This is a genomic window from Moritella sp. (assembly GCF_033791185.1).
Lineage (GTDB): Bacteria > Pseudomonadota > Gammaproteobacteria > Enterobacterales > Moritellaceae > Moritella.
The window spans coordinates 1-8229 of record NZ_JASJHF010000279.1 but is presented as its reverse complement, the minus strand read 5'-3'; the positions used below and the strand labels follow the sequence as shown (position 1 = coordinate 8229).

Genomic DNA, 8229 nt, shown 5'->3' with positions numbered 1-8229 from the left:
CTACCGGTTTGCCTTCAAACGTTAAGTCGGTAATACGGTTTGAATCTGGATTAATCAGTTTACACTCGCCGTTATAACGTGCTGGCTGTGATAAATCGATACCGTATTTAACGCCGTCAATCACATCATAGTTATAAGTACGGAATTCATCCCAGTTGATTAGACCTTGTGGTGCCGTGCTGTTTAAGTCGATTTGGTTAAACTGACCAGCAGAACATTCCAGCCATTCTTTTACTTCTTTACCGGTTACTTTCATTGCTACTAGGGTATTTGGGTAAAGGTATAGATCAGCGGCGTTACGGAAGGTTAACTGACCTGATTCAACTTCAGTAAAGTTAGTTGGATCGTTACCACGGCCGCCAGCTTTAAACGGTGCAGCCGCTGAAAGTACTGGAATACCGTCTAGATCAGGGTCGCCTTGAATAAAGCGTTGCACGTAATCCTGCTGCGCTAGGTTCACAATTTGGATTGTTGGGTCGTCCTGTACCAGTGCAAGGAAGCTGTACATCACATCACTTGCTTTACCGATAGGCTGGTTGACAAAATTACGTGTTGCTTTGTGGTCGTCTTGTACTGCGGCAACCATTTTTTCATCAGCGGCTACTAATGCTTTCTTAGTTAATTTGTCGAAAATAGGGCGGGCTTCAGTTTGTGCGTTGGTTACTTTCCACGTATCACCTTGTTTGTCTAATACTAGATCCATGATACCCACGTGATCGCCCCAGCGACCCGGCATGACTGCTGGGATACCGTTGATTGTGCCTTTTTTGATATCAGCGCCAGGTAACTTAGAGAAGCTCTCGCTCGGAAATACCGCATGGGAATGACCAAAGGCAATGGCATCAATACCCGGTACTTGAGTTAGATAGTAAACTGAGTTTTCAGCCATTACTTTATACGGGTCAGCTGATACACCTGAATGAGGGATCGCCAGAATGATATCAGCGCCTTGCGCTTTCATTTGCGGTACAAATTTTTCGGCTGTTTGTTTGATGTCTAACGCTTCAACTTTACCCTCTAGATTTTTCTTATCCCAGATTAAGATTTGCGGTGGTACAAAACCGATGTAACCAATTTTAACTTGGTGCTCTACGCCGTCAGTATCTTTAAAGGTATTGGTTTTGATAATGTACGGGGTAAACATGTTTTTACCCGTTTTAAGATCGATAACGTTAGCATTGATATACGGGAAGTTAGCGTCATTAGTTGCTTCTTGTAAGAAATCTAAGCCGTAATTAAATTCGTGGTTCCCTAAGTTACCTACTTCATAACCAAGTTGATTCATGGCTTTGTAAACAGGGTGTACATCACCTGGTTGCAGGCCTTTATCGGCCATGTAGTCACCCATTGGACTACCTTGCAACAAATCACCATTATCAACCAGTACACTATTGATGACTTCAGCGCGTGCTGCTTTTATCAATGTCGCGGTACGCACAAGGCCGGTTTTTTCTGTCGGCTTGTTTTTGTAATAGTCATAATCCATGACGTTGGTATGGATATCCGTCGTCTCTAGAATACGCAATTTAATGGTTTCTGCATAAGCAGGTCCGGCCATCGTAAGCAGGCCACCGAGTACAGCGATTGCTACAGGTTTGATAGATAACGGCATGGTTGTCTCCAAATTAGATAGAAGTAGATATAGAAAACGCCAAGGTAGCATAAATTGGCTAGCTTGGCGTTAATTGCGGGTAATACATTGTTTTATTTGAGCTGATGGGTTTATTTGCTTATTTATGTATCAACGCCAGTATGATCAAGCTGAGTGACGGTTGCGATTATCATGGTGCTGTTTTTGCTGGTACGTGATTAAGCATAGAAAACATCACCGCTTCAATTTTCTGTTTACGGTCTTGCTTTGATAGCCCAGTTTTAGCGATACCTTGCGCGAGGACCTGCCACTCCGTTTGAATAGTACGGGGGTTATAAAAGGCGATAAGTGCACTGCCTTTTTGAAATTTATCTGGGTCGAGGTGACTCATAGATAAACCGAGGTTTGACCCCACTTTGTTAAAAATTTCCTCATCAGAGAGTTCAGATTCTACAGCCAAACCATAACCAATAAGAAAGTCAGCTTGTTGTACATTATGAGTGAAGATATAGCCTTTATCTTGCATTATCTGGGTGATGGCATTTTCAGTAAAGCTAGTAAATAAGGTTTGATTGCTGTCTTCGGGAAGGAATGTTTTACCGCGTCCGGGATACCAAGCAAAGGTGGTATTTTGTTGTGCAAATTGAGTTAGGTCACCGGTTTCGACTTTGGTCAATTGATTGGTTGTGCTGTATCCGCTAGTCGCACTGTATTCAGTTGTCGTGCAGCCAACGAGTAATATGGTGACAAGAAATGGCATGGTTAGCTTCATCATACTCTCCTTTGATAGTCCGTTATCAATGTACATGTGTATATTCGCATGTGCCTATATATCTATTAAAAAATCATAACATTACATTTATTTTTTGTTAAATTCACGATCCATTTTAAATGAAAATGAGATCACATAATCTTCCATTTTCTGCAGGTCTTTGTCGAGTTCGTCGAGTTCTGCGCTAATATTTTCGAGTATTTTTTCCGCCGAATGTCCTTGTTGCCACGATTTTTTCTTCATTGAATGGTTGGCATAGATGCTGTTTTTCTTTTGCTTCTGGACTGGCATCTTTTCTAATAACAGCCAAGCAATGACATAAATCACAATGGCAAGAAAGAAACCGGTAAATAAAAACAAGGAGACAAATAATAGCCGAATAAGCCAAATTTCAGCCCCAACGCTGGCTGCTAAACCCGCACACACACCGCCGAGTTTGCCATTCTCCGTATCTCGATATAAAGCTTGTACGCTCATCGTTCTCTCCATTTCGGTGTCTCGGCATCTAAGATCGACTCGAGTGAAATGATACGCTTTTGCAGTTGCTCTGTGCGGTTAATCAATGCTTGTAAGTTTTCTTGATCTTTTTCAGATAGGCCTTGATTTGATTGACGTTTACTGCGGTAAGCTAAAATTAGCCACAGCGGGGCGACGAAAACTAAAAATACGGTGAGTGGTATTTGAATAAAATCCATGGTAATTCCTTATTGCGCACAGATAGCGACAAGTTAACGATGCGGAAATGCACTACTAATTATGGCTTATTAGGGTATTTTATACACAAATTAGTTACTTGTATTGCTTAAAATCGCCAGTTTTAGACTTTAGCTTACGCTAGTGTGCCTACATTGCTGGTATTTAAATATTGGTTCATGGCTTTGATCGATTGAGACAGTGTGTCGACGAGAGCTTGTTGGTCACGAAACATCGCTTTAAATTGCGCGGTTAACTCTGATTCTGTGGTATTAACGACTTCGTTGCCTTGGGATGTTAATTGCAGCTGTTTTTTGTATTTTGAAATGTTAACGCGGATAAGCAAGTCACGCTCTTCCAGCATATTCACTATTTGATGGACCCGTTGTACCGAAAATCCTGTTGTTTTGGCTATTTTGTATTGGGTGATGTCTGGGTTATCAAAAATGCTATTGAGCACGATATAAGCGCCATAATTTAGGTGGCGCTTTTTCAATAATACTTCAGCACTTAATCTAAAATACTCATTAAGCTTATGTATCTCTTTGAAATAGTTTTGTTTTTGTTCATTTATCATAAGCTACCTTGGTTTACATAGCGTGATTCACGACTATGTGTTCTCTATAAACTCAATTATAACGTCTAATTTCTATATTTAGCTATATATTGATGTGATGCAGCTCAAATGTTAACAAATAGGTGACAACATGACTTGTTGTTTCAACTGTTTGTTTTTAATGTGTTTTTTGCGAAACGATAAAGAAACTTTTAGGTTGTTATCCGGATTGCTAACTGTGATGGTAGAGGCTCATTCATACCTGGACGGTTTAAAAAATGACAATGAAATTATCTAAGACGTTACTTGCTTTATGCTTACCTTTGGCAGCACCCGCCGCAGCGGAAGACAATCAGCCAGATTCAGCGGATCTCACTAAAGTTAGAACGTCAGTGACACTCGCGGTAAAGGATGACAGCAGTGGCATTTTTAGTATGGAGATATCGGGCAAGTACAACGCTGATGTCTCGTATATGTTACATGCCGAAGGGGAGTGGAATGATGATCAAGAGTATTCTGCATCGCGCTATCAATTTTATAATGTGATGAATACCGGATTGTCAGGGGTTCCTAAAGCTGGGGTGTCTTATGATTATTTTCGTTTAGCCGAAGATAATGATTACATGGATGTTGATATGCATGCACTCGGTTTTATTTCGTTAGTACCGATCAGTACAAGTTGGAAGTTAAATTTATTTCCGCAAGTAGCCTACCTCGATTCTAAGTTTGATTTGAAAACAATGGGTGTTCGACATGCAAAAGGCACCATGTTAGCGGCTTATTTATCTAAATATGTAGGAGATAATGGCTCTTATTTCATGTTGTTTCCTGAATATTACAAGTTGTCAGGTGAAGGGGTCGAGTACGAACAAAAGAACATTAATTTGTCTTGGGGCTCATCAATCACTGACGATAAAAAATGGTGGTACATTTTAGAATATAACCACAAGCAAAACGATACCACTATCGATGGTCAGGGTGAGGGATTAACCAAAGATGATGTGTTTAAAATCAAATTAAGACGTTTCTTTTTTTAATGCGTAAGTCGCTATATTTTCCATTTATCACCGCCAATATTTAGCAGGGACACAATATGAAATTATCAATAATGACTACCGCGCTGACGCTAGCCGTAGTATCAACCTCGTTATACGCACAGCAGTATATTCCTAAGGTAGGGGAAGTTTTTTCTTATAAAGATATCTCGCAAGATATTTATGTTGAAAAAGCGGAGAATAAAAAAAATGATCCCGCCAATGGTATCTTTGAAGCGATGCGGGAGAAGCGTAAAGTGGATGTTGCTAATCCGAATGCGCCTCAATCGTTTAGCGGAACGGACCTGGTGCAGCCCGAGTTTAATTCATCAACATCACCTTGGCAGCCATTAGAAGCGGTATTTAGCAGTGATTGGGATGCGATTAAAGCGGTATCGGCTACGGAGTTGCGCCAGTTACGTGCCGCAGTGAAAGTTAAAACGGTGCTGGATCATCCGGATTTTAAAATTGTCGAATTGGCCTTGGCTCCCGGCGCATTATTACCGCGTTTTTCTGATGCTGCGCCGGGCAGTTTTCATGTATTAGAAGGCGCTGTTGAGGTGACTGTTGATGATGATACCATCGCTGGTTATACCGGTACGTCGGTGAAGTTAGAGTCGTTATCACAACGCCGTATTAAAGTGCTGTCAGATAAACCGGCTAAAATACTGTGGTTTCGTTGGGCACCAGAAGGTGATCAGACATATTTAAATTATGGCTATTACTTAACGGGGTGTAATTTCCACGCGCAACCGTTAGAAGCGGTTATGCCTGCTAATTTTGAGCAGTGGGATGAGTCTGAGCGCCAACGTTTTACCCCACTACAGCATAGTTCAGTGACTGAACCTGCTAAGGATAGCTTTTATGGCCATCAAGTTCAGCAGTTAGCGGCGATGAAAGGTAAGGCTGACTCGGTATTGTCCCGTTATCCACTCACGCCGCTATTTTCCAATGAGAAAGATGTGCAGTGGCTCGATTTTACTAAGATAGATCCGAAATCATTTTTCTGGGCAAAAGATGCCGCGAAAGGCGGCGATTTATTAGCCGCGTGGGATAAGATCGTGCGTATGAAAGGGATTTTTCAAGCCACAGTGCCAGAGCAACTTTATGATTTTAATATGTCTTATATTGCCAATGGGCCAAAGGGCAAATATGTAACCCATTCCCATGCCACGCCAGAATTTTATTACATCCTTGGTGGTGAAACCGAGTGGTTATTAAATGGCGAGACTTATACTGCGGTCGCGGGCAATGTCTATTTCCACAGTCCGTATTGGGATCATGAAATGCTAGGGCTTAAAGAGGGCACGCCAAAAGTCGCCATTACCGGTAGCTGGTCTCCGCATGGCGATCGCAGCGTGTTCGAAACACCGATGGTATTTACCGAAGCTTTGACTACACAGGCAAGTAGTGCGGTATTTAGCGATGGCTTTAATTTTCACGACTTTAAATTAAAGCCAGGGTTAACGTTTGACTCGAAAGAGCAAGTTGTCATGACTAACTAAGAAGCGGTAACGCACCTCAATGATGATTAGAGGTGCGTTTACTCGTCAGGTGATGCTTGGTTTAATCGGTTACTGACTAAACTCGCCACCATAATGGCGAGGTAAAAACTGCCTAAAATAGATTCAATAAAAACAAAGAACCTCGGTATCGGTAACGCAGGGGAAATATCGCCATAACCCACGGTTGTTAACGTGATAAAACTGAAATAAATAGTTTCAAACATGTTATCAAACCAAGGTTTAGCCTCGATACCATTAAATGACTGCGGAAACAGTTCGATCTGGATTAGATAGATAATTGACCATGAGACACCAATCAGTAGATAAACACATATAGAACCAATAATTTGATTTTTACTGACATATTTACTTAGCATAACCTGTTTTAGCGCCGTGAAGGTGTGGGACAGTAGAAAAAGCAGCAAGGCGAATAAGGTGACAAGAGAGAGGTCATATTCATCTAAAAAGCTAATAGTTCCTGATATTGCCGTTAGGCTAAGCAAGAAAATATACCAATGTCGATAGAAGCGTTGCTTGTACTTAACGCCAACAATCGACACCGCCAAGCATGTAATAATCAAAACTAAGATCGTTCTCTGACCGCCACTGAACAGCTGCTGCAGCATTGCACTTGTGAACAATAGTCCTAATAATGCCAGTAGCAAAAAGTAGAAATTATCATCTTTTGACACTTTTTTCATCGCGATGTGTCTTCAGTTTTAGTTTTAGTTTCAGTTTCAGAGTCTAACCAAACGGTGAGTAACTGATAGGTTAAACTCAATATAACAGCACCGACAAATAAACCAATAATACCAGACATTGCCATACCACCCAGCGCACCCAGTAAAATAACCAGGATTGGGGTATCAGAACCACGACCTAACAAAATAGGCTTAAGAATTGCGTCGCTACCACTGACCACAATACACCATATTAAAAATATAACGGCCGTTGTGGTGGTGTCGAAAGCGAATGCATAGATAATGGCAGGTAGTAATGCGAGGATTGGAGGAAGCTGGATGATAGCCACAATCAGCACTAAAAACATCCATAAAGCTAGCCCTGGAATGCCTGCCAATGCAACCCCGACACCCGCCAGCATTGACTGAATAATGGCTACGCCAATCACCCCTTGTACTACACTCCTGATCGTGGTTTTAGATAAAGAGGTCAAGCCTTCACCATGTTCTCTTGTTAGGCGACTCGCGACTAATACAAAAGCGCGTTCGCATTTTTCAGCATTAACCATGAAAGCGCCAGCGATGATTGTTGAGATAATAAATTGAATAAAACTGCCACCAAGGCTGCCAAGTAACGAAGCCAGTTTGCTTACTACGCTTTTTACTTCTTCACTGTAAGTGGTTAACATGCTTTCCAAGTTTGATGATGCCTGTAACCCAAATGCATAGGCTTTGTCACCTATGATGGGCCAGTCTTTAATACTTACATTTGGTGTTGGGATGGCGATAGTGCCCGCTTGGACCTCGGTGAATAATGCTGAGCCGCTCGTGTAAAGGCCGGTTGAAAGTGCAATGAGGGGAATTAATAACAGCAATACGCCAATGATGGTGAGCGCCGCACTGGCTTTACTTTTACTTATGCTAAATTTGCTATTCGCCCATATGACTATCGGATATAGCGCCGTTGCAATAATCCCGCCCCAGACCACCAATAAAATGAATGGTTTTAAAATGGAATAACACCAAAATATCAGAAGCGAAATTGCTGCAATTTTTATATAAGCATCAATCGCTTGAGAGGTAAAGTTGCTGTTGTTAGGCATGTATATTCCTTGTTATCATATAGCGACTAAGGCTGAATGAGTAAGAATTTCCAACGTCTTGTTTCTAAGAAGAAAGATACAAAAATCATGTAACCTGCAACTAGAAATAGCTGGAAAATACGTATAAACATATTGTTATCTATGTCACCGGCGCTCATTAGGGTGCTGCCTAATAATACCAATACAGTACTAAAAGCAGTGGCGAAAATCGGTGCTTTTTCAGGATTAGTATAGATTTGTGTGGCAATCACAATAGCGACTAATGAAATAGATAAAGTATAGAATAAAAGGTTAG

General features: G+C 41.3%; 9 protein-coding genes and 1 pseudogene. 2 read left to right on the top strand and 8 right to left on the bottom strand.

The window, feature by feature from the left end:
- The 5 genes from QNK26_RS15840 to QNK26_RS15820 form a co-directional block, all read right to left on the bottom strand.
- The coding region (locus tag QNK26_RS15840) for a bifunctional 2',3'-cyclic-nucleotide 2'-phosphodiesterase/3'-nucleotidase (RefSeq protein ID WP_319224845.1) at positions 1–1612 on the bottom strand (1612 nt) is incomplete at its 3' end.
- Between the two features lie 169 nt (positions 1613–1781).
- The gene (locus QNK26_RS15835) at positions 1782–2366 is read right to left on the bottom strand and encodes a DUF4136 domain-containing protein (protein WP_319224843.1); all 585 of its coding nucleotides are present in this window, start codon (positions 2364–2366) and stop codon (positions 1782–1784) included.
- A gap of 84 nt (positions 2367–2450) precedes the next feature.
- Complete coding sequence (gene pspC, locus QNK26_RS15830; protein ID WP_319224842.1) at positions 2451–2840, bottom strand: envelope stress response membrane protein PspC; 390 nt, start codon at positions 2838–2840, stop codon at positions 2451–2453.
- Complete coding sequence (pspB, locus tag QNK26_RS15825) at positions 2837–3058, bottom strand: envelope stress response membrane protein PspB (RefSeq protein ID WP_319224840.1); 222 nt, start codon at positions 3056–3058, stop codon at positions 2837–2839. The genes pspC and pspB overlap by 4 nt, the downstream gene beginning before the upstream one ends.
- Before the next feature lie 134 nt (positions 3059–3192).
- A complete protein-coding gene (locus tag QNK26_RS15820; protein ID WP_319224839.1) occupies positions 3193–3633 on the bottom strand; it encodes a MarR family transcriptional regulator in 441 nt (146 codons plus the stop codon).
- A 257-nt stretch (positions 3634–3890) separates the two neighbouring features.
- Between QNK26_RS15820 and QNK26_RS15815 the strand changes: the two genes are divergently transcribed.
- Together QNK26_RS15815 and QNK26_RS15810 are read left to right on the top strand one after the other, a co-directional pair.
- Positions 3891–4649 carry a hypothetical protein gene (locus QNK26_RS15815; RefSeq protein WP_319224837.1) on the top strand — a complete coding sequence of 253 codons (759 nt, stop codon included), beginning with the start codon at positions 3891–3893 and terminating at the stop codon, positions 4647–4649.
- A gap of 56 nt (positions 4650–4705) precedes the next feature.
- On the top strand, positions 4706–6151 hold the full coding sequence (locus QNK26_RS15810) for a cupin domain-containing protein (RefSeq protein ID WP_319224835.1): 1446 nt from the start codon (positions 4706–4708) through the stop codon (positions 6149–6151).
- A 38-nt stretch (positions 6152–6189) separates the two neighbouring features.
- Here the strand turns inward: QNK26_RS15810 and QNK26_RS15805 are convergent, their stop codons facing one another.
- From QNK26_RS15805 to QNK26_RS15795, 3 genes and pseudogenes are all read right to left on the bottom strand, one after another.
- On the bottom strand, positions 6190–6852 hold the full coding sequence (locus QNK26_RS15805) for a potassium channel family protein (RefSeq protein ID WP_319224834.1): 663 nt from the start codon (positions 6850–6852) through the stop codon (positions 6190–6192).
- Positions 6849–7934 (bottom strand): AI-2E family transporter, encoded by a 1086-nt coding sequence (locus QNK26_RS15800; RefSeq protein WP_319224832.1) that lies wholly within the window; start codon positions 7932–7934, stop codon positions 6849–6851. Before QNK26_RS15800 ends, QNK26_RS15805 begins: the two co-directional genes overlap by 4 nt.
- A gap of 26 nt (positions 7935–7960) precedes the next feature.
- A pseudogene (locus tag QNK26_RS15795) lies at positions 7961–8229 on the bottom strand (hypothetical protein); the annotation flags it as partial.